Genomic DNA, 20,505 nt, shown 5'->3' with positions numbered 1-20,505 from the left:
CGCGTGCTCAGGCACACGACCCGTCGGTCGCCGAGGTCCTCAGGCCAGGTCGCCGAGCAGCTCGGCCTCGGCCTCCGCCTCGGCGGACGGCGCCCCGGCGTGCAGGGCGCGCCGGATAGTGGGCGTCCCGGCCGCCACGACGATCACGCCGATGGTGACCGCCCCGGCGCCGAACCAGAACGGTGCGTGCACGCCCACGTTCTCGCCCAGCTTGAGCGCGACGTAGGGCCCGAGCGCGCCGCCGGTGAAGCGGAGGAAGGAGTACGCCGCCGAGGCGACCGGCCGCTCGACGGGTGCGGCGCCCATGACCGCCTCGGTCACCAGGGTGTTGTTGACGCCGATGAACGCGCCCGCGAGCACGATGCAGCTCGCGACGACGGCCTGATGCTCGGCGTACACCGCGATCACGGCGAGGTCGGCGGCGAACAGCGCGAGCACCCCGGTGAGCGTGGGCAAGGTGCCGAACCGGCGCTGCAACACCGGCGCGGCCCACACCGAGGTGAGCGCGAGCAGCAGGCCCCAGCCGAAGAACGTCCAACCGACGTCCATGATGTCGAAGCTCGGCAGGGCGAACGGGCCGGCGGCCAGCAGCGTGAAGAAGCCGAGGTTGTAGAAGATCGCGACCACGCCGAGCAGCAGCAGGGCGGGGTGGCGCAGTGCCCGGAACGGGTCGGCGAGCGACGTACGCCGTCCGGTCGGCGGTGTCGCGGGCAGGAACAGGGCCGTGGCGACGACGGCGATCGTCATCAGTGCCGAGACGCCGAAGAACGGTCCGCGCCAGGAGTGCTCGCCCAAGAGGCCGCCGAGCAGTGGACCCGAGGCGATGCCGAGCCCGAGCGCGGCCTCGAACAGGATGATCGCCTGCCCGACCGAGCCCTTGGACGCGCTCACGATCGTGGACAGCGCGGTCGCGACGAACAGCGCGTTGCCCAGTCCCCACCCGGCGCGGAAGCCGATCACCGCGCCGACCGAGCCGGACGCTCCGGCCAGGCCGGCGAACACGATGATCAGCACGAGACCGGTGAGCAGCGTGCGCTTGGGACCGATCCGGCTCGACACCACGCCGGTGACGAGCATCGAGATGCCCATGATCGCCATGTAGCTGGTGAACAGCAGCGAGACCTGGCTCGGGCTCGCCTCGAGCTTCGCTGCGATCTCCTTGAGGATCGGGTCGACGAGCCCGATGCCCATGAAGGCGATCACGCAGGCGAAGGCAACGGCCCAGACGGCACGGGGCTGCCGGAGGCGACCGTGCTCGGAGGGTCGCTCGGTGGCGGACTCAGGGGAGGGGTTCACGAGATGGGGCCCTTCTCGAGGACGGCCCGGAGCACGGCGACGGCCGTGGCGAGGTCCTCGGTGGTGAGGTCGGGGTGGTCGGTCAGCAGCGCGGCGACGCGCTCGCCGTGGCGGCGGCGTACGCCCGCGAGCTCGGCTCGGCCCGCGGCGGTCAGGGTGACGACGTTGCTGCGGGCGTCGTCGGGATGGGGTGCCTTGGTGACCCAGCCGTGCCGCACGAGCTGGGCGACCGCCGCCGACATCGTCGGCTGGGAGGAGCGATCGACCGCGGCCAGCTGGGTGATCGCCAGGGGGCCGTGCTCGTCGAGCAGCGAGAGGATCCGTGTGCCGGCGGGCAGGTCCAGCTCGCGACGTACTGCGCGGACGAGGCGCGCGGCCTGGACGACCAGGTCGCTGGCGAGCTCGATGTCGGACACGCAGGACATAATGCATCGCAAACCTATGTAATTCCCACTCGGGCAGGATGTGGTCATGGCCACGTACGTCGGGTTCCTCCGCGCGATCAACCTCGGCGCCAAGCGGAAGTTCCCCAAGGACGACATCCGGGCGGCCGTCGCGGCGGCCGGCTTCACCGGCGTCGAGACCTACATCAACACCGGCAACATCCGCTTCGAGACCACGCTGCGGTCTCGGGCGAGGATCGAGTCGGTGCTCGAGTCCGCGTTCCTGGCCGATCGGGGGTTCGAGGTGCCGACGATCGTCTTCACGCCGGCGGAGCTCACGCGGATCGCCGAGCACGCGGCGACCTTCGGCCACGGCGGCCGGCACTACGTGTCACTGCTCAAGCAGGAGCCCTCGGAGGCGGCCGTCGCGGCGCTCGAGGCCACCGCGACCGCGGACGAGGTGGCCAAGGTCGGCGGGCGCGCCGTCCACCTCCTGCTGGGCGAGAACTACCACGAAGCGAGGCTCACCAACGCCGCCGTGGAGAGGCACCTGGGTGTCGCGACCAATCGCAACCTGACCGTCATCCAGGCGTTGGCCGAACGGTGGGGCGCATGACGCCGAACGGTGGTAGAACGTCCTGAGGATCACTCGTTTCCCAGGAGGAATTCGTGTCACAACCCATGCCGTCGCGTCGTGCTGTTCTCGCAGGTGGAGTCACCGGAGGTGCCGCGCTCGCGGCGGCCGGGTACGCCACCACCCCGTCGTACGCCGCGGAGTACGACCCCCGCAAGCCCGGCAAGCGCGTGCGCCTGACGGTGCTCGGCACGACCGACCTGCACGGCAACGTCTACAACTGGGACTACTTCAAGAACAAGGAGTTCGACAACTCCGCCCACGACGACATCGGCATCGCCAAGGTCGCGACGCTCATCGAGGCCATGCGCGCCGAGCGCAAGGGTGAGCCGATCCTCACCCTCGACGCCGGCGACACGATCCAGGGCACGCCGTTGGCGTACTACTACGCGCGGATCGCCCCGATCACCCAGGGGGGCGTGCACCCGATGGCGAAGGCGATGAACCTCGTCGGGTACGACGCGGCCGCGCTGGGCAACCACGAGTTCAACTACGGGCTCGACATGCTGCGCACGTTCGAGGACCAGCTGGACTTCCCGTTGCTCGGTGCCAACGCGGTCGACCCCGCGACCGGGTTGCCGGCCTTCCCGCCGTACATCATCAAGAAGTTCAGCGTCGGCCAGGGCCGCACGCTCACGGTGGGCATCCTCGGACTGACCAACCCCGGCATCGCGATCTGGGACAAGGCCAACGTCGAGGGCAAGATGGAGTTCCCGGGCCTGGTCCAGCAGGCGAAGAAGTTCGTGCCGAAGATGCGCGCCAAGGGCTGCGACATCGTGATCGTCTCGGCTCACTCCGGTGCCGACACCTCCTCGTCGTACGGCGACGCGCTGCCGTTCCCGGAGAACGCCGCGTCCCTGGTGGCCGCGCACGTGCCCGGCGTCGACGCGATCCTCGTGGGCCACGCGCACAAGGAGATCGACCAGCGCTTCGTGCGCAACGTGCACACCGGCCAGCAGGTCCTGCTGTGCGAGCCGTACTACTGGGGCATGCGGCTGGCGGTGATGGACTTCATCGTGCGCGAGGGATACACCAAGCAGGGCAAGCTGAAGTGGGACCTGGTCGGCGTCGGCTCGCAGCTGCTGAACTCCAACACCGTCGACGCCCACCCGGCCGTCGCGGCGGCCGTGCAGGAGCAGCACGACACCGTGGTGACCTACGTCAACAGCCCGGTCGGCACCTCGGCCGCTGCCCTCTCGGCCGCGCGCGCGGTCGTCGAGGACGTGCCGATCATCGACTTCGTCAACTACGTCCAGGCCGATGCGGTCAAGGCGGGGCTCACCGGCGCGGCGGCATCGCTGCCGGTGCTCTCGATCGCCGCACCGTTCAACCGCTCGGCGTCGTTCCCCTCCGGCCAGGTCTCCGTGCGTGACGTCGCCGGCCTCTACATCTACGACAACACCCTGCTGGGTGTGCAGGTGTCGGGCGCCGACGTGAAGGCCTACCTGGAGTGGTCCGCGCGCTACTTCAAGCAGATCACCGGCACCGGTCCGTTCACGATGGACCAGGTCACCAACGCGGTGACGGCCACGGCCCCCAACGGCACGCCCGACTACAACTACGACGCGATCGCCGGCCTCGACGCCCCGCTGACCTACGACATCGACATCTCCCAGCCGGTCGGTTCGCGGATCCTGAACCTGGCCTATGGCGGCAAGGCGGTCGAGGCGACCGACCAGTTCGCGATGGCGGTCAACAACTACCGGCAGTCCGGTGGTGGTGGCTTCCCGGCCGTCTCGACCGCGACCGTGGTCTACAACCGGCAGAACGAGATCCGCCAGCTGCTCATCGACTGGGTCACCGCCCACGGCACCATCGACCCGGCCAAGTTCGCCTCCGTCGACTGGCGCCTGGTCTCCGGTGGCAAGCCGATCACGGTGAGCTGAGGCTCCCTTCCGCTTGTAACGCTCCTTTATTGCCCTTGTCGACGCGGTCGCCAAGCGTGGCCACCCGGCCATAAAGGAGCGTTACAAGGGGGCCGGCAGTCGTCCACAGGGCGTCCGGCACCCCCGCGATCCACAGGCCGGCTGCTCGTCGGCGCGGCGAAGGTCGGCTCGCGGCGAGGCTCGCGGGATGACCGACGACATCGCTGCAGCGCGGATGGCCGCGCAGGGCGGGCTCCTTCTGCGCCGCGAGGCACTCGCCTGCGGGCTGTCCCCGAAGCGGATCACCCGCCTGCTCCGTGACGGTGACTGGGTCGCCGTGCGCTGGGGCGTCTACACGACCCGGCTGCTGTGGGACTCCCTCGACGAGTACGTCGGCCGTCCCTGCCTCGAGGCCAGGGCGGCCAGCATGAACATGGTGGTTCCCCACGTGATGAGCCACGACTCCTCGGCACTCCTTCAGGAGCTGGCCGTGCTGGCGGTTCGCCCTCGCCTCGTGCACATCACGCGGTTCGGCGTGCTCGGCCACCGGACCCAGCACGGCGTGAAGCACCACAAGGCGCCGTTCACGCCCGAGCAGATCGCGTTCGTCGGTGAGGTCCCCGCCCTCGACGTACCGCGCACGGTCGCCGACATCGCTCGCGAGCACGGCCTGCGACACGGAGTGGTCGCGGCGAGCTCGGCCCTGCGCGCCGGGGTGGCTCGGCGCACGCTCGAGGCAGCGATCGTGCCGATGCGCAGCTGGCGACATGTCACCGTCTGCCGCGAGGCGGTGGAGCTCGCCGACGGCCGATGTGAGAGCCCCGGGGAGGCCCTCGCCATGCTGATGGTCAAGCAGCTCGAGATGGGTGAGGTGGAGCTGCAGTTCGGACTGCGCGACGCCGGCCGGACGGCGTTCGCCGACCTGCGCATCGGGCGACACCTGGTCGAGTTCGACGGCCGGCTGAAGTTCCGCACCGCGGCCGATGGTGGGTTCGCCATCACCCCCGAGGACGCGCTGTGGCACGAGAAGCAGCGGCAGGACTGGATGTGTGGCTTCAAACTCGGCATGTCGAGACTGGTCTGGCCCGATGTGCAGCCCGGCAGGTGGGCCGCCACCCAGCGCCGGCTCAGGCGCGAGATCACCGCGACGAACACCCTCTTCGGCACCTCGATCGACGACCTCGCGCCGTACGTCGTACGGCGAGCTGGGTGATCGCTCGACCAGCTGTAACGCTCCTTTATCGCCCTGGGCCAGCGCTCGAGGACGTCTGCCCAAGGGGCAATAAAGGAGCGTTACAAGGGGCGGCGGCGCGTCACTCCCCGCGGAACACCGGCCGCCGGCGCTCGGAGAAGGCGCGCATGCCCTCGGCGGCGTCGGTGGTGCGGAGCAGGACGGCCTGGCCGGAGCGTTCGCGCTCGAGCGCGTCCTCCAGGCCGGGGAGGGTGGCGGCGTTGACCGCCTTCTTGGTGGCGGCGAGCGCCAGGGGTGCGCCGGCGGCGAGGCGCGCGGCGAGCGAGGAGACGTACGCCGAGAGCTCGTCGTCGGCCACGAGGTGGCTGACCAGGCCGGCGGCGTACGCCTCGGCCGCGCTCAGCGGCTCGGCGAGCAGCGCCATCCGCATCGCGCGAGCCCGCCCGATCGCCGCGGCGACGGTGGCGGAGGCGCCGCCGTCGGGCATCAACCCGATCCGGGAGAAGGCGAGCAGGAACGATCCCGAGGCCCCGGCCACGGCGAGGTCGGCGGCGAGGGCGATCGAGCAGCCGACGCCGGCCGCGACGCCGTTGACGGCGGCCACCACCGGCTTGGGGCAGGACGTGATCGCGCGGACGATCCGGTTGGCACGATCGAGTGCCGAGACGTCGAAGTGCTCATGGGCGTCCGTGCCCGAGATGTCCGCGCCTGCGCAGAAGGCCGCTCCGGCGCCGGCGATCACCACCACCCGGACGTCCTCGCGAGCGGTCGCCGACTCGACGGCCGCCGCGAGCTCGTCGGCCATCGGGCCCGTGAGCGCGTTGAGCATGTCCGGGCGATTCAACGTCAGCCGCAGCACCCCTGCCGAGGCGCCGATCTCGAGGTCAGACAACGGTGACTCCGGCGGCACGCAGCTCGTCGAGTGCCGCCGCCGAGGTCTCCGGGGCGACCCCGGCGCACAGGTCCCGGAGCACCCGCGTCGTGAGCCCGGCGCGTACGGCGTCCAGGGCGGTGGTGCGCACGCAGTAGTCGGTGGCGATCCCGCACACGTCCACCTCGGTGACCTCGTGCTCGCGCAGCCAGTCGGCCAGTCCGACGCCCTCGACCGTGCGGCCCTGGAACCCGGAGTACGCCGCCTCGTGCTCGCCCTTGAGGAAGATGGCGTCGAAGGGCAGGGGGTCGAGGTTCGGGTGGAAGGACGCCCCGTCGGTCCCGACCCGGCAGTGGACCGGCCAGGAGTCGCGGTAGTCGGGCTCCCGCGACCAGTGCGCTCCCGGGTCGACGTGGTGGTCCTTGGTGGCCACGACGTGGGCATAGTCGGGGGCGTCCGGCCCGCCACCGACCCACGCGTGCACGACCTCGGCGATGTCGGCAGCCACCCGGGCCCCTCCCTCCACGGGCAGCGACCCGCCCTCGCAGAAGTCGTTCTGGACGTCGGTGACGAGCAGCGCACGCTTGATGTCGCTCATGCTCGGAGTCTGTCACTGCTCTCGGGCGCGCGGCACGGTCTCGGCGAGGGGCACTAGCGTGGCATCCGCACACCGCAGGAGTGAGGAGCAGCTCGTGATGGACCGCGAGGCCGAGGGCAGGAGGCTGCTGGCCTTCGCCCGCAAGAGCGCACTCCCCGGGCTGGGCTTCGGGTGGCTGGACGACGACGGTGTCGTGGATCCCGGCCAACCCGTGCAGACCTGGATCACCGCACGGATGACCCATGTCTTCGCGCTCGCGACGCTGCGAGGTGAGCCCGGCGCGGCCGAGCTCGCCGCGCTCGGCGCCGGTGCGCTCGCCTCGGGCCCGCTGCGCGACCGGGACCACCCCGGCTGGCTCGGCTCCGTCGACCGGTCCGGCGACCCGGCGGCCGAGCACAAGCTGGCCTACGACCACGCGTTCGTGGTGCTGGCCGGGTCCGGAGCGCTCGCGGCCGGCGTACCCGGTGCCCGGGAGCTGCTCGACGAGGCGGTCGAGGTCTTCGAGCGGTTCTTCCTCGACGACCGGGGGCGCGTGGTCGACGGCTACCCGCGCGACCTGGGCACCCCCGAGGCCTACCGGGGAGCCAACAGCAGCATGCACTCCGTGGAGGCCCTGCTCGCCCTCGGCGACGTGAGCGGCGAGGGCCGCTGGCACCAGACCGCCCTCGGCATCGCCGAGCACCTGGTGCACGAGGTCGCGGCCGCCCGCGGCCACCGGGTCCTCGAGCACTTCGACGAGCACTGGGCGCCGCTGCCGGAGTACAACGCCGACCGGCCCGGTGACCAGTTCCGGCCGTACGGCGTCACGCCGGGGCACCTGCTCGAGTGGGGGCGCCTGCTGCTCCAGATCGAGGCGGCGCTCGACTCTCCGCCGGCCTGGCTGCTCGAGGACGCTCGCGCGCTGTTCGACCGCGCGGTGGAGATCGGCTGGGGCGTCGACGGGGCTCCCGGGTTCGTCTACACCACCGACTGGGCCGACCGTCCCGTCGTACGCAACCGGATGCACTGGGTGCTGGCCGAGGCGATCGGCGTGTCGGCCGCCCTGGCGTTGCGCACCGGCGAGCAGCGGTACGCCGACCTCGAGCGGGAGTGGTGGGACTTCGCCGACCGGCACTTCGTGGACCACGTCCCGCACGCCGGCAGCTGGTTCCACGAGCTGGATCCGGCCAACCGGCCCGCTGCCGGCGTCTGGTCGGGCAAGCCCGACGTCTACCACGCCTACCAGGCAACGCTGCTCAGCCGGCTTCCCATCGCGCCCTCGCTGGCCGGCCAGCTCAGGGCTCCGAGCCGGAGCTGAGCCGAAGGCTCACACCTGGAGGGTGGGGATGACCGGCTCGCCGCGCGACATCTGCTGCGCAGCCGCCGGCAGCTCGGCACGTGCCGACCGGTGCCGGTTCCGCGCGGCCTCCAGCGACTCACGCCCCACGATCTCGCCGTCGCGCACGAGGGGCACGAGCAACGGGCGGTCGTCCCCGTCGTCGACCGGGGGCGTGCCGATGCCGACGACCTCCGCCTGCGCGCGTCCGGAGGCCGACCGGCGTCGCAGCGCGTACTTGCGGCCGCCCACCGAGGCCTTGTCGACGCTGCGCTTGGCCACCGCCACCATCTCGGCGTCCTCCTCGAGCCCGGCGGCGTGGGCGACGAGCTTGTAGACGAACCCGCACGTCGGGTGGCCGCTGCCGGTCACCAGCTCGGTGCCCACGCCGTACCCGTCGACCGGCGCCGCTGCCAGGGCGGCGATCGCGAACTCGTCCAGGTCGCTGGTCACCACGATCCGGGTCCCGGTGGCGCCCAGGGAGTCGAGCTGCGCGCGAACCTCGTGGGCGAGTGCGCCCAGGTCGCCGGAGTCCAGGCGTACCGCGCCGAGGTCGGGGCCGGCGACCTCGACGGCGAGCCGGACCGCCTCGGCGACGTCGTAGGTGTCGACGAGCAGCGTGGTGCCGGTCCCGAGCGAGGTGACCTGGGCGCGGAACGCGTCGGCCTCGGTGTCGTGCAGCAGCGTGAAGCTGTGGGCGCTGGTGCCCGCGCTCGGCACGCCGTACCGCTGCCGGGCGGCGAGGTTGGAGGTCGTCGCGAAGCCGGCGATGTACGCCGCCCGCGCGGCCGCGACCGCCGCCTCCTCGTGGGTGCGGCGCGAGCCCATCTCGATGCAGGGCCGGTGGCCGGCGACCATCGTCATCCGCGAGGCGGCCGAGGCGATCGCGGAGTCGTGGTTGTAGATCGAGAGCAGCAACGTCTCCAGGAGCACCGCCTCGGCGAACGTCGACTCCACGATCGCGACGGGGGAGTACGGGAAGTACGCCTCGCCCTCGGCGTAGCCCCAGACGTCACCCGAGAAGCGGTACGACGCCAGCCACTCCAGCGTCCGTGCGTCCACCACCTCGGAGAGCACCGCGAGCGCCGGATCGTCGAACCGGAACCGCTCGATCGCGTCGAGCGCGCGGCCCACGCCGGCGACCACGCCGTACCTCCGCCCCGAGGGGAGGCGGCGGGCGAAGAGCTCGAAGACCGATCGCCGGTGTGCCGTGCCGCTCTGCAGGGCGGCCTGGAGCATCGTCAGCTCGTAGTGGTCGGTCAGGAGCGCGGTGCTGAGTCCAGGGCTGAGGCTGGGTGCGGGGGAGTGGGGCACACCCGACAGTGTGCCAACATGGGTGGCGTGTCTGCCCCCGTCGAGGTCGAGCCGACTCTCACGCCCGACGAGATCACCCAGACCGCGAAGCCGTGGGTGACCATCGTCTGGAACGACCCGGTCAACCTGATGTCGTACGTCACCTACGTGTTCCACAAGTACTTCGGCTACTCCAAGAAGAAGGCGGAGAAGCTGATGATGGAGGTCCACGAGGACGGCAAGTCGGTGGTCAGCTCGGGCACCCGCGAGGAGATGGAGCGCGACGTGCAGGCCATGCACGAGTACGGCCTGTGGGCAACGATGGACAAGCAGGAGTGAGCGTGAGCGTCCCGGTGAGGAACCGATGAGCGGCTTCCACCGGCACCGCCGCAGCAAGCTGATCATCGCCAACTTCACCGGCTTCGAGGCGGACCTGCTGCGCTCGCTGGCCGGCCAGCTCGTCGAGCTGCTGCGCAACGAGGCCGCGGTGCCGCGCGACGACCTCGACCCGTTCGAGGCGATGATGGACTTCTCCGGGCCGACCCAGGCGCCCGAGGATCCGGTGCTGGCGCGGCTGTTCCCGACGGCGTACCCCTCCGACGAGGAGGCGGCGGCGGAGTTCCGCCGGTTCACCGAGGGGGCGTTGCGCGACGGCAAGGCCGCCGCCGCGGTGGCGATCATCGACGGTCTCGAGGAGGCCGGACTGCCGCCGGAGCTGACCGAGGACGGCCTGATGATCGACGTCGAGCTCGACGCGCCGACCGCCGAGACCTGGATGCGGTCGTTCACCGACCTGCGACTGGCGCTCGCCACCCGGCTCGAGGTCGAGGAGGGTGACGAGGAGTACTGGCACTCGCTGCCCGACGAGGACCCGCGGGCCCAGGCCCACGACATCTACGAGTGGGTGGGCTACCTGCAGGAGACCCTCGTGGAAGCGCTGAGCGACTGATGCCGATCCCTCCGTTCGTCGCCGAGCTCCGTGCCCTCGTCGGCACGCTGGAGCTGTGGCTGCCTGCGGTCACCGCCGTCGTGCTGCGTGAGGGGCAGGCCGGCCCCGAGGTGCTGCTGACCCGCCGGGCCGACAACGACGAGTGGGCGCCGATCACGGGCATCCTCGACCCCGGCGAGGAGCCGGCCGTCGGGGCCGCCCGCGAGGCACTCGAGGAGACCGGAGTCGTGGTCACGGTCGAGCGGCTGGCGTCGGTCGGCTCGAGCCCGCAGGTCAGGCACGGCAACGGCGACCTGGGCGTCTACCTCGACCTCACCTTCGCGTGCTCGTGGGTGTCCGGTGAGGCACGGGTGGCCGACGACGAGAACACCGACGTCCGCTGGTGGCCGGTCGACGCGTTGCCCGAGATGACCGACTGGCTGCGGGAGCGGATCGACGACGTCCTCGCCGATGAGACCGCGGCGAGGTTCCGCGGCTGAGCGCCTACGCTGGAGCGGTGCTGACCATCGCCCGAGCGACGTACGACGCCATCGTCGCGCACGCGTTGCGAGACCACCCCGACGAGGCCTGCGGCGTGGTCGCCGGCCCCGAGGGCACCGACCGTCCCGAGCGGTTCGTCGAGATGGTCAACGCGGCCGGCAGCCCGACGTTCTACGAGTTCGACTCCACGGACCTGTTCCAGCTCTACAAGGAGATGGACGCGAACGACGAGGAGCCGGTGGTGATCTACCACTCGCACACGGCCACCGAGGCCTACCCCAGCCGCACCGACATCGGCCTGGCCAGCGAGCCGAACGCGCACTACGTGCTCGTCAGCACCCGCCACTCCTTCACGGAGGATGGGAATAACGACGGTCCCGTGGAGTTCAGGTCCTACAGGATCGTCGACGGCGAGGTGACCGAGGAAGAGGTCACCGTGGTCGACGCCCTGCCCACGAGCAACTGAGGAGCAACCCATGGCCATCGAGGTCCGGATCCCGACCATCCTGCGCACCTACACCGGCGGCGAGAAGGCCGTCACCGGCGAGGGCGCCAGCCTGACCGCGCTGATCGACGACCTGGAGGCCAACCACCCCGGGCTCAAGGACCGGCTCATCGAGAACGGCGACCTGCGACGGTTCGTCAACGTCTACGTCAACGACGAGGACGTCCGGTTCATCGGCGGGCTCGACGCCGAGCTCAGCGACGGCGACCAGGTCGTCGTGCTGCCGGCCGTCGCCGGCGGCTGAGCACCATGGCCGGGCGGCGCACGTTCGTCCTCGTCGACGGGGAGAACATCGACGCGACCCTCGGCAACTCGCTGCTGGGTCGTCGTCCGCTCCCCGAGGAGCGGCCGCGCTGGGAGCGCGTGACGGCGTACGCCGAGGAGCTGTGGGACCAGCCGGTCACCGGGCTGTTCTTCCTCAACGCCTCCAACGGCCAACTACCCGCGACGTTCGTGCAGGCCCTGCTGGCGATCGGCTACCGCCCCGTGCCCCTGGCCGGCAGCACCGACCAGAAGGTCGTCGACATCGGCATCCAGCGCACGCTGGACGCCCTGGCCGCTCGCGGGGACGACGTGCTGCTGGTCAGCCACGATGCCGACTTCGTCGACCACCTCGGCCGGCTCGCCGACGGCTCGCGCCGCGTCGGCGTGATCGCGCTCCGCGAGTACACCAGCATCCAGTACGACGCGCGGGGGATCGAGGTCTACGACCTCGAGGACGAGGTCGGCGCGTTCAAGGTGCCGCTGCCGCGGGTGCGCATCATCCCGCTCGACCAGTTCGACCCGGAGACGTTCCTGCGATGACGCGCTACGACAACCTGCTCGCCTCCGTCGGCGGCACGCCGCTGGTCGGGCTGCCGAGGCTGTCCCCGTCGCCCGACGTACGCCTCTGGGCCAAGCTCGAGGACCGCAACCCCACCGGCTCGATCAAGGACCGTCCGGCCCTGAAGATGATCGAGGAGGCGGAGAAGGACGGCACGCTGCGCCCCGGGTGCACGATCCTCGAGCCGACGTCCGGCAACACCGGCATCTCGCTGGCCATGGCCGCGAAGCTCAAGGGCTACCGGATCGTGTGCGTGATGCCGGAGAACACCTCCGAGGAGCGGCGGCAGCTGCTGCGGATGTGGGGCGCCGAGATCATCTCCTCCCCGGCGGCGGGCGGCTCCAACGAGGCGGTGCGGGTCGCGAAGCGCGTCGCCGACGAGCACCCCGACTGGGTGATGCTCTACCAGTACGGCAACGCCGCCAACGCGCTCGCCCACGAGCAGGGCACCGGCCCCGAGCTGCTGGCCGACCTGCCCTCGATCACCCACTTCGTGGCAGGCCTCGGCACCACCGGGACGCTGATGGGCGTGAGCCGGTTCTTCCGCTCGGCCAAGCCCGACGTGCGGATCGTCGCCGCCGAGCCGAGGTACGGCGAGCTCGTCTACGGCCTGCGCAACCTCGACGAGGGATTCGTGCCCGAGCTGTACGACGCCGACCTCATCGACTCCCGCTTCTCGGTCGGCCCGCGCGACGCCGTACGCCGGGTCCGTGAGCTGCTCGAGCTGGAGGGCATCTTCGCGGGCATCTCGACCGGGGCGATCCTGCACGCCGCGCTCGGCCAGGCCGCCAAGGCGCTCAAGGCCGGCGAGAGGGCCGACATCGCGTTCGTCGTGTGTGACGGCGGCTGGAAGTACCTCTCCACCGGCGCCTACGAGGGCACCGTCGACGAGGCGGAGGACCGCCTCGAGGGCCAGCTCTGGGCCTAGCGAGGACGCGTCAGCGGACTCGCTGATGGTGGTCGCCCTTCGAGACGCCTTGTCCCTCGGCTCCTCAGGAACCGCAGCCGCGCGACCGAGCTTGCGAGGACGCGACCGGCGTGTCGAGACCTGCCGAGCCGCTCAGCAGGGAGAACCGCTACACCCCGTCCAACGTCGCCGGCTCGGCTCGCACCAGGTCGCCGGGCTCGAGCCCACCCTCCACGAGCGGCTCGATCAGGTCGTTCATCATCACCCGCGCCGACTCCAGCGTGCGGTCCAGGTAGGCCTGGCAGCCCTCGGCGTCGCCCAGCTCCAGGGCGTACCTGGCGGCCGTGAGCCCCTGGACGACGTTGTCGTTGATCTCCGCGGCCTGGCGCCGGCGCAGCCGCACCTCGCTGAGGTGGGCGGCGGCTGCTTCCCGCTCGCGCTCGGCGAGCACCTGCTCGGTCACGTCGATGCAGGTGCCGCGCATCCGCTCCGGAGTGCCGTCCGCTCCCATGATCACCTGGCCGTTGGAGTGCAGGTAGCGCACCTCTCCGTCGGGTCGCACGACCCGCTCGATCATCTCGTAGGGCTCGCCGGTGGCGTAGGCATGCTGGTGGAGCGCCTGGATCCGCTCGCGGTCCTCGGGGTGGATGAGGGACAGGAACCGCTCGTACGTCGCGTTGAACGACTGCGGCTCGTAGCCGTAGATCCGGAACAGCTGGTCGGACCACCGGTTGGTGTCGGTGGGGATGTGCCAGTCGTAGTCGCCCATGTTCGCCAGTGCCTGGGCGTTGTCGATCCGCTGCTTGAGCTGCGCGAGCTCGTGCTCCGCGGCTCGTCGTGCGGCGACCGCGGCGGCCAGGGCCTCGGCTGCCTCCTGCGGCGGCGTGTGCTCCGCCGGCGACTCGGCTCCCATGGACCGATTGTGGCCCTGGTGGGCCGGTGCTGGCGAGGGAATCGCGGGTTGGGGTCCCGGGCCGCTGAGTGAGGGGTTACGGTGACCTCAACCGGTCCGGCCGCCACCAGGAGCAGCACTTGCGCGAGATCGTCGTCTTCAGCGGCAGCGCCCACCGGTCCCTCGCCACCGCGATCTGCCAGGGCCTCGGCGTACCCCTGTCGTCGGTGGAGCTGACGCGGTTCAGCAACGACTGCCTCCAGGCGCAGCTGCAGGAGAACTGCCGGCAGCGTGACGTCTACATCGTGCAGCCGCTGTCGCCGCCGACGCAGGAGCACCTGATGGAGCTGCTGCTGATGGTCGACGCCGCCCGCGGTGCCTCGGCGGCGCAGATCACCGCCGTCATCCCGTACTACGCCTACGCACGCTCGGACAAGAAGGACGCCTCGCGCCTCTCGATCGGCGGTCGGCTGGTCGCGGACCTGCTGGTCGCCGCCGGCGTGGACCGGGTGATCACGATGACGCTCCACGCGCCCCAGGTGCACGCGTTCTTCTCCGTGCCTGTCGACCACCTGACCGCGCTCGGGGTGCTCGCCGACCACTTCCAGGGCGCGGACCCGGCCACCACGGTCGTGGTGTCGCCCGACTTCGGAAACGCCAAGACCGCGAGCCAGTTCGCACGGCTCCTCGGCCTGCCGGTCGCGGCCGGGAGCAAGAAGCGGCTCGCGGACGACCAGGTGGTCATCGACGCGATCGTCGGTGACGTGGCCGGCCGGAAGGCCATCGTGCTCGACGACGAGATCGCGACCGGCGGGTCGATCGTCGAGCTGCTCGACCGGCTCGCCGAGCAGGGCTGCACCGAGGCGGCGGTCGCCTGCACGCACGGGCTCTTCGTCGGCAAGGCGCTCGAGCGGCTCCGCGACCACCCGATGATCACCGAGGTCGTCACCACCGACACGGTCCCGCCGCCGGCGGACTGGCCGGAGCTGGAGGTCCGCACCATCGCGGACCTCTTCGCCCAGGCCATCGAGCGCATCCACGCGGGTGAGTCGGTGAGCAGCCTCTTCGACGGCGTCGACCCCTCGCTCGGGCCGCCGCAGCCACGCCTGTTCGACTGACCTGCAACGGCTACCAGCTCACCCGCACCGCAACGACCGGTCCGCCTGGCGTCTGCAGCGTGAGGCCGAGCTCGCGAACGCCGTCGGGCGGTCGTGGCCGGAACGACCACGACGCGTCCCACTCGGTGCCCGTGCCGCCGTGCCGCATCGAGCGGCGGGCGTACTCGGTCCCGCTGGTGTCCTCGACCGAGATCGCCAGCTGCGTCAGCACCTCGGACGGGTACTCCGGTGGCTCGCCTCGCCTCTCCTTCGCGGTGAGCGCCCACCGTTCGAAGGCCTCGTCGTACTCCCGGGTCCGCCGGTCAGGCTCCGCCCCGGGCAGGGCGACCACGTGGACGGTCACGAAGCTGGCCACGTCCACTCCGACGACCGCCACGTCCAGCCCCTCGATCGAGCCGACGGGCACGGGTGCGGCCGGCCGCCACCGCCGGCGGGGGACCTTCTCGACGGTGACCTCGAGGGTGTGGTCGTGGCCGCTGTCGTCGAGCACGACGACGCCGCCGTCCAGGCGCGAGATCTTCCGATCCTCTCCGCTGTGATCGAGGGAGTCGAGCACCTCGAACAGGGTGGACAGCAGCGCCCCGACCTCGGCCTCGTCGTCCAGGCTCACGGTCGGCTCGCCGAGTCGCTGACGACGAGCGTCTGGTCGGCGTCGATCTCGCTGCCCGGTACGGCGCCGAGCCCGAGCAGACCGGCCGCGAGGTTCGCCACGTCGCCGTTGCGCACCGGCTGCCTCCCGGCGTACGACGACCGCCTCGTGCCCGGATCGGCGAAGCCGGGGTTCATCGCGTAGAGGTCGCCCTGGTCCACGCCCGCACCCCACACCAGGAACGGGATCCGGTAGTTCTCGAGGTCCCCGCGGCCCGAGTGACGGGTCGTGCCCGTCGCGAAGCCGTGGTCGGCGGTCAGGACCACCGTCACGTCGCTGCCCGCGAGGGCCCGGACCAGGGTGCCGAGCTGGGTGTCGGTGCGCTGCACGGCCGCCAGGTACCGGTCCGACATCCCGCCGTACACGTGGCCGAACCGGTCCGGGAGCGAGACGTGGAGGAAGGTGAACTCCGGGGCGCCGTCGGCCAGATCGGCGCGAGCCAGGCGGACCAGACGCGCCTGGTTCTCGTCGACCACGAACGTGTTGATGCCGGACGGCCACGACCGCCGGTAGAGCGCGAACTTCTCCTTCGTGGAGTAGAGCGCGCTGTCCCCGCCCGACGCGTGCACCCGGGAGAAGATCGACGCCACCGGGTGCCCGGCCGCCCGCTGCACGGTCGTCCCGGGGCGGTCGTCGTCCCAGGTCACGCCGTGCCCGCCGCGTGCGGCGTCGATCCGCCGGCCGGTCATCATGCTCGTGTGGTTGGGCAGCGTGACGGTCTGCTCGACCTCCGTCCGCGCGTTCAGCGTGCCCGCACCTTCGGCGAGCAACCGGTGCAGCGTCGGGGCGTCCCGCGCGCCGAGCCGCGCGATCGCGGTCGTGTTGAGCCCGTCGACGGAGATCGCCAGCACGTGCCTCTCGGCCGCCGGTGCGCCGGACAGCCGGGCGTGAGCGGAGGGTGGATCCTCCGAGGAGCACCCGGCGAGACCCAGGGCCACCGACAAGGAGAGGACGGCGGCGGCGAGGACGCGACGACGAGGCATGTGACCGACCGTACCCACCGTGCCGACCGTGATCGTCGTCTCCCGTGACCTCCGTCGCGTGCCCATGCGCTGGGGCCCGGGAGGTTCTAGCCTTGCGTGCTGTGCGCCCAGCAACGATCGACGCGACGACGGCCGAGACGACCGACGCCCCGATCGGCATCTTCGACTCCGGCTTCGGCGGCCTGACCGTCGCGCGCTCGGTGATCGACCAGCTGCCGCACGAGTCGATCGTGTACGTCGGCGACACCGCTCGCCAGCCCTATGGGCCCAAGCCGATCGGCGAGGTCCGTGAGTACGCCCTCGAGTGCCTCGACCACCTCGTCGAGCAGGGGGTGAAGGCCCTGGTCATCGCGTGCAACTCGGCCAGCGCGGCGATGCTGCGCGACGCCCGGGAGCGCTACGACGTGCCGGTCGTCGAGGTGATCTACCCCGCCACCCGCCGCGCGGTCGCCGCGAGCCGGACCGGGCGGATCGGGGTGATCTGCACCCGCGCCACCGCCGAGTCGATGGCCTACGACGACGCGTTCGCCGCGGCTCCGCACGTGCGGCTCTTCACCCAGCCGTGCCCCCGCTTCGTCGACTTCGTGGAGGCCGGCGTGACCTCGGGGGACGAGCTGATCTCGGTCGCCCACGAGTACCTCGACCCGCTGATCTCCGAAGGCGTCGACACGCTGATCCTCGGCTGCACGCACTACCCGCTGCTGACCGGGGTCATCTCGCTGGTCATGGGCGACAACGTGACGCTGGTGAGCAGCGCCGAGGAGTGCGCCAAGGACGTCTACAAGATGCTCGTGCACACCGGCCTCGTCCGAGCCGGCGGCGAGGCGTCGTACACCTTCCTGACCACGGGAGCGCCCGGAGAGTTCGAGACCATCGGGCGCCGGTTCCTCGGCCCGGAGATGGTCGGGGCGTCGCAGTTCGTCGGCGGGTTGGTGGTCTGACCAGATGAGGCTCACGATCGTGGGGTGCTCGGGCTCCTACCCGGGACCGGAGTCACCGGCCAGCTGCTACCTGCTCGAGGCCGACGACGCCACGGGCCGCACCTGGCGGGTGCTGCTCGACCTCGGCAGCGGCGCGCTCGGTGCGCTGCACCGGTACGCCGACCCGCTCGCCGTCGACGCCGTGCTGCTCAGCCACCTGCACGCCGACCACTGCCTCGACCTCACCGGCTACTACGTGCTGCGCAAGTACCACCCGCTCGGTCACCAGCCGCGCATCCCGGTGTGGGGGCCGGCCGGCACCGCGGGCCGGATGGCTCGCGCCTACGACCTGCCCGAGGACCCGGGGATGGGTGAGGAGTTCGACTTCCGCGAGTGGGCCGGCACCGAGCAGATCGGCCCGTTCACCGTCGAGCCCGTCGCGGTCAACCACCCGGTGCCGGCGTACGGACTGCGGGTCACGGCCGACGGCGCCACGATCGCCTACAGCGGCGACACCGGTCCCTGCGCGTCGCTGCACGACGTGGCCCGCGACGCCGACCTGTTCCTCGCCGAGGCGTCCTTCCGCTCCGCCGATGACAACCCGGCCGACCTGCACCTCACCGGCACCGACTGCGGGCAGGTCGCGGCCCGCTCCGGCGTCCGGCGGCTCGTGCTCACCCACGTCCCGCCCTGGCACGACCCCGAGGACGCGCTCGCCGAGGCGGTTGCGGCGTACGCCGGCCCGGTCGAGCTGGCCAGCGCAGGCGCGACGTACGACATCTGAGCCCGCGTCTCGCGCGGTGTCGCTCTTGGGCCGGTCGTCCGACGCTGTGGTTGCGGTCGCGCGTGGCTTGCAGGCTCAACCCGGGCCGAGCCTCAGGGACACAGGCCCGCGTCGTGGACGCAGATGGCGATCTGCACGCGGTTGGTGACCTGGAGCTTGTCGAAGAGCCGGGACACGTGCGCCTTGACCGTGGGGACGGAGAGGTAGAGCTCGCGGGCGATCTCGGCGTTGCTGAGGCCACGCCCGACCGCCAGGGCGACGTCGCGTTCGCGGTCGGTGAGGAGATCCAGGCGGGCCTGGGCGTCGGCGGTGCGAGCGGCGGCCACGTCGCTGGCCGTGTCCGGCTCGTCGCGCAGCCGGCGGATCAAGGTGCGCGTCACCGAGGGCGAGAGCATCGGCTCATCGTCGACGACCTTGCGGATCGCATCGATGATCTGCGGCGGCGGGGTGTCCTTGAGCAGGAAGCCGTCGGCGCCCGACGCGAGCGCCTCGACGACGTGCTCGTCGGCGTCGAACGTCGTCAGCACGATGACGCGTGGCGGGTGGGGACGCGCGTGCAGCTCCCGGGTCGCGCCGAGTCCGTCGAGCCGCGGCATCCGGATGTCCATCAGCACCACGTCGGGCCGCAGCTCGCGGGCCAGACGGACTCCTTCGTGGCCGTCGCCCGCTTCGCCGATCACGTCGATGTCTGCCTGACCGCCGAGCATCAGCGCGAGCGCCGAGCGGACGAGCGGGTCGTCGTCGACGAGCAGCACCGTCGTCGGCCCCGAAGTCAGCTCAGTCATGCCGCCCACGGTATCCACCCGTGCAGGACGAACGTCGACCCGTCACGTCCCGCCTCGATCCGCCCGCCGCGCAGCTCGGCGCGCTCGGTGAGGCCGATCAGGCCCAGCCCGGCGCCGGGGGTGGTGCTCTTGCCGAACCCGATGGGGTTGCGGAGCAGCACGTCCATGCCGTGCTCGGCCGAGCCGCTCACGGTGACGGTGACCAGCGAGCCGGGGGCGTGCTTGCGCGCGTTGGTCAGGCCCTCCTGCACGATCCGGTAGACCGTCCGGCCGGTGGCCTCCGGCGGGTCGCCAGCCACGAGGTCCTGGAGCTCCACGTGCAGCCCTGACTCGCGGGCCTCGTCGACCAGGGCCGGCACGTCGGCGTACGTCGGTTGGGGGCCGCGCAACCGCGCGCCGGTTGCGTCGTCGCGCAGCACGCCGAGCACCCCGCGCAGGTCGGTGAGCGCCTCGTGGGCCTTCTCCCGGATGACCCCGGCGCTCGACCGCATCTCGTCCGCGGTGAGGTCGTCACGGAAGGCCAGCGCCCCTGCGTGCATGGAGATCTGCGAGATCCGGTGAGCGAGCACGTCGTGCATCTCGCGCGCGATCCGGGCCTGCTCGTTGCTGCGGGCCTGCGCGACGCGCAGCTCCTGCTCGGCCTCTGCGCGCTCGGCGCGGCTGCGCAGCGTCCAGATGAGCTCGCGGCGTGACCCGATGTACATGCCCCACCCGAGGATGCCGGCCGTGGCGACGGCGTTGACGATCAGGTTGACCCAGAGCGGGTCCTGGTCGGTGGCCGTGAGCGTGCTGAAGAACTGGGAGCCGGCGAAGTTCAGTGAGCCCACCACGGCGAGCTGGCGCCAGCGACGGTGGGTGGCCAGTGAGACGGCCGCGAGCACCGCTGGTCCGGCGGCGATGCCCGAGACGCCGGCAACGAGAGCGGTCAGCACCGCGACTCCCAGCGGCCAGCGGCGCCGCGAGAACACCACGACGTAGGCGCCGACCCCGAGCAGCAAGTCCGAGATCACCCACAGCGTGCTGGTGTCGGACTCGTGGTCGGCGACCGGCAGCCAGGCGATCGCACTGATGGACAACATCAGCACGACTCGCCACACGTGGCTCCAGGCGCGCAAGCGCGGCTGGTAGTCCTCGGGGGTCGGCCGGTCCACGGCCCCACGGTAGAGCGGGAGCCGCTCCTGCGCAGGCGCCGGGGGTCGCGGGGACACCCCTACTTTGGTCAGGGACCACCCCTCCGCGTGGCCGATGCGGGAGCGGGCGGGC

General features: G+C 71.5%; 24 protein-coding genes. 14 read left to right on the top strand and 10 right to left on the bottom strand.

Annotated features, from left to right (window positions below; all coding sequences use genetic code 11):
- Positions 1-39: 39 nt before the first annotated feature.
- Positions 40-1,296 carry an MFS transporter gene (locus AC3ANS_RS17040; RefSeq protein WP_488292765.1) on the bottom strand — a complete coding sequence of 419 codons (1,257 nt, stop codon included), beginning with the start codon at positions 1,294-1,296 and terminating at the stop codon, positions 40-42.
- Positions 1,293-1,712, bottom strand: coding sequence for a MarR family winged helix-turn-helix transcriptional regulator (locus AC3ANS_RS17035; RefSeq protein WP_488292764.1), 420 nt, complete (start codon positions 1,710-1,712; stop codon positions 1,293-1,295). Before AC3ANS_RS17035 ends, AC3ANS_RS17040 begins: the two co-directional genes overlap by 4 nt.
- A 55-nt stretch (positions 1,713-1,767) precedes the next feature.
- Here AC3ANS_RS17035 and AC3ANS_RS17030 point away from each other — a divergent pair, with 55 nt between their 5' ends.
- From AC3ANS_RS17030 to AC3ANS_RS17020, 3 genes are all read left to right on the top strand, one after another.
- Entirely contained in the window at positions 1,768-2,295 is a 528-nt protein-coding gene (locus AC3ANS_RS17030) for a DUF1697 domain-containing protein (RefSeq protein ID WP_488292763.1), read from the top strand.
- Between the two features lie 53 nt (positions 2,296-2,348).
- The gene (locus AC3ANS_RS17025) at positions 2,349-4,199 is read left to right on the top strand and encodes a bifunctional metallophosphatase/5'-nucleotidase (RefSeq protein ID WP_488292762.1); all 1,851 of its coding nucleotides are present in this window, start codon (positions 2,349-2,351) and stop codon (positions 4,197-4,199) included.
- A 187-nt stretch (positions 4,200-4,386) separates the two neighbouring features.
- Complete coding sequence (locus AC3ANS_RS17020; protein WP_488292761.1) at positions 4,387-5,391, top strand: hypothetical protein; 1,005 nt, start codon at positions 4,387-4,389, stop codon at positions 5,389-5,391.
- Between the two features lie 100 nt (positions 5,392-5,491).
- Here the strand turns inward: AC3ANS_RS17020 and AC3ANS_RS17015 are convergent, their stop codons facing one another.
- Both AC3ANS_RS17015 and AC3ANS_RS17010 read right to left on the bottom strand, forming a co-directional pair.
- Positions 5,492-6,262, bottom strand: a complete 771-nt coding sequence (locus tag AC3ANS_RS17015; RefSeq protein WP_488292760.1) for an enoyl-CoA hydratase-related protein — start codon at positions 6,260-6,262, stop codon at positions 5,492-5,494.
- Positions 6,255-6,839 carry an isochorismatase family protein gene (locus AC3ANS_RS17010; protein ID WP_488292759.1) on the bottom strand — a complete coding sequence of 195 codons (585 nt, stop codon included), beginning with the start codon at positions 6,837-6,839 and terminating at the stop codon, positions 6,255-6,257. The genes AC3ANS_RS17015 and AC3ANS_RS17010 overlap by 8 nt, the downstream gene beginning before the upstream one ends.
- A 58-nt stretch (positions 6,840-6,897) precedes the next feature.
- Between AC3ANS_RS17010 and AC3ANS_RS17005 the strand changes: the two genes are divergently transcribed.
- On the top strand, positions 6,898-8,136 hold the full coding sequence (locus AC3ANS_RS17005) for an AGE family epimerase/isomerase (protein WP_488292758.1): 1,239 nt from the start codon (positions 6,898-6,900) through the stop codon (positions 8,134-8,136).
- A gap of 9 nt (positions 8,137-8,145) precedes the next feature.
- On the opposite strand, the gene AC3ANS_RS17000 is transcribed toward AC3ANS_RS17005, so the two are convergent.
- On the bottom strand, positions 8,146-9,477 hold the full coding sequence (locus AC3ANS_RS17000) for a nicotinate phosphoribosyltransferase (protein ID WP_488296518.1): 1,332 nt from the start codon (positions 9,475-9,477) through the stop codon (positions 8,146-8,148).
- A gap of 9 nt (positions 9,478-9,486) precedes the next feature.
- Between AC3ANS_RS17000 and clpS the strand changes: the two genes are divergently transcribed.
- Genes clpS through AC3ANS_RS16965 form a run of 7 tightly spaced genes read left to right on the top strand, consistent with a single transcriptional unit; the run spans position 9,487 to position 13,132 of the window.
- A complete protein-coding gene (clpS, locus tag AC3ANS_RS16995; RefSeq protein ID WP_488292757.1) occupies positions 9,487-9,786 on the top strand; it encodes an ATP-dependent Clp protease adapter ClpS in 300 nt (99 codons plus the stop codon).
- 25 nt (positions 9,787-9,811) lie between these two features.
- Positions 9,812-10,396: a DUF2017 domain-containing protein gene (locus tag AC3ANS_RS16990; protein ID WP_488292756.1), complete on the top strand. Its 585-nt coding sequence runs from the start codon at positions 9,812-9,814 to the stop codon at positions 10,394-10,396.
- Entirely contained in the window at positions 10,396-10,875 is a 480-nt protein-coding gene (locus AC3ANS_RS16985; RefSeq protein ID WP_488292755.1) for an NUDIX hydrolase, read from the top strand. Before AC3ANS_RS16990 ends, AC3ANS_RS16985 begins: the two co-directional genes overlap by 1 nt.
- 17 nt (positions 10,876-10,892) lie before the next feature.
- Positions 10,893-11,342 carry a M67 family metallopeptidase gene (locus tag AC3ANS_RS16980; RefSeq protein WP_488292754.1) on the top strand — a complete coding sequence of 150 codons (450 nt, stop codon included), beginning with the start codon at positions 10,893-10,895 and terminating at the stop codon, positions 11,340-11,342.
- 10 nt (positions 11,343-11,352) lie between these two features.
- A complete protein-coding gene (locus tag AC3ANS_RS16975; RefSeq protein WP_488292753.1) occupies positions 11,353-11,625 on the top strand; it encodes a MoaD family protein in 273 nt (90 codons plus the stop codon).
- Between the two features lie 5 nt (positions 11,626-11,630).
- The gene (locus tag AC3ANS_RS16970) at positions 11,631-12,185 is read left to right on the top strand and encodes an NYN domain-containing protein (protein ID WP_488292752.1); all 555 of its coding nucleotides are present in this window, start codon (positions 11,631-11,633) and stop codon (positions 12,183-12,185) included.
- On the top strand, positions 12,182-13,132 hold the full coding sequence (locus AC3ANS_RS16965; RefSeq protein WP_488292751.1) for a PLP-dependent cysteine synthase family protein: 951 nt from the start codon (positions 12,182-12,184) through the stop codon (positions 13,130-13,132). Before AC3ANS_RS16970 ends, AC3ANS_RS16965 begins: the two co-directional genes overlap by 4 nt.
- A gap of 148 nt (positions 13,133-13,280) precedes the next feature.
- On the opposite strand, the gene AC3ANS_RS16960 is transcribed toward AC3ANS_RS16965, so the two are convergent.
- The gene (locus AC3ANS_RS16960) at positions 13,281-14,024 is read right to left on the bottom strand and encodes a PAS domain-containing protein (RefSeq protein ID WP_488292750.1); all 744 of its coding nucleotides are present in this window, start codon (positions 14,022-14,024) and stop codon (positions 13,281-13,283) included.
- A 119-nt stretch (positions 14,025-14,143) separates the two neighbouring features.
- Between AC3ANS_RS16960 and AC3ANS_RS16955 the strand changes: the two genes are divergently transcribed.
- Positions 14,144-15,121 (top strand): ribose-phosphate diphosphokinase, encoded by a 978-nt coding sequence (locus AC3ANS_RS16955; protein ID WP_488292749.1) that lies wholly within the window; start codon positions 14,144-14,146, stop codon positions 15,119-15,121.
- A 10-nt stretch (positions 15,122-15,131) separates the two neighbouring features.
- Here AC3ANS_RS16955 and AC3ANS_RS16950 read toward each other — a convergent pair whose 3' ends face one another.
- Positions 15,132-15,731 carry a hypothetical protein gene (locus AC3ANS_RS16950; protein WP_488292748.1) on the bottom strand — a complete coding sequence of 200 codons (600 nt, stop codon included), beginning with the start codon at positions 15,729-15,731 and terminating at the stop codon, positions 15,132-15,134.
- Positions 15,728-16,753 carry an alkaline phosphatase family protein gene (locus tag AC3ANS_RS16945; RefSeq protein WP_488292747.1) on the bottom strand — a complete coding sequence of 342 codons (1,026 nt, stop codon included), beginning with the start codon at positions 16,751-16,753 and terminating at the stop codon, positions 15,728-15,730. Before AC3ANS_RS16945 ends, AC3ANS_RS16950 begins: the two co-directional genes overlap by 4 nt.
- A 101-nt stretch (positions 16,754-16,854) precedes the next feature.
- Here AC3ANS_RS16945 and murI point away from each other — a divergent pair, with 101 nt between their 5' ends.
- Together murI and AC3ANS_RS16935 are read left to right on the top strand one after the other, a co-directional pair.
- A complete protein-coding gene (gene murI / locus AC3ANS_RS16940) occupies positions 16,855-17,694 on the top strand; it encodes a glutamate racemase (RefSeq protein ID WP_488292746.1) in 840 nt (279 codons plus the stop codon).
- 4 nt (positions 17,695-17,698) lie between these two features.
- Positions 17,699-18,457, top strand: a complete 759-nt coding sequence (locus AC3ANS_RS16935) for an MBL fold metallo-hydrolase (protein WP_488292745.1) — start codon at positions 17,699-17,701, stop codon at positions 18,455-18,457.
- Positions 18,458-18,549: 92 nt separating this feature from the next.
- On the opposite strand, the gene AC3ANS_RS16930 is transcribed toward AC3ANS_RS16935, so the two are convergent.
- Both AC3ANS_RS16930 and AC3ANS_RS16925 read right to left on the bottom strand, forming a co-directional pair.
- A complete protein-coding gene (locus AC3ANS_RS16930; RefSeq protein ID WP_488292744.1) occupies positions 18,550-19,242 on the bottom strand; it encodes a response regulator in 693 nt (230 codons plus the stop codon).
- Positions 19,239-20,393, bottom strand: a complete 1,155-nt coding sequence (locus AC3ANS_RS16925) for a sensor histidine kinase (RefSeq protein WP_488292743.1) — start codon at positions 20,391-20,393, stop codon at positions 19,239-19,241. The genes AC3ANS_RS16930 and AC3ANS_RS16925 overlap by 4 nt, the downstream gene beginning before the upstream one ends.
- Between the last annotated feature and the right edge of the window lie 112 nt (positions 20,394-20,505).

The organism is Nocardia sp. 149-1B (assembly GCF_057747975.1).
The sequence above is the reverse complement of the archived record's forward strand: the minus strand, read 5'-3'. Positions and strand labels throughout refer to the sequence as shown.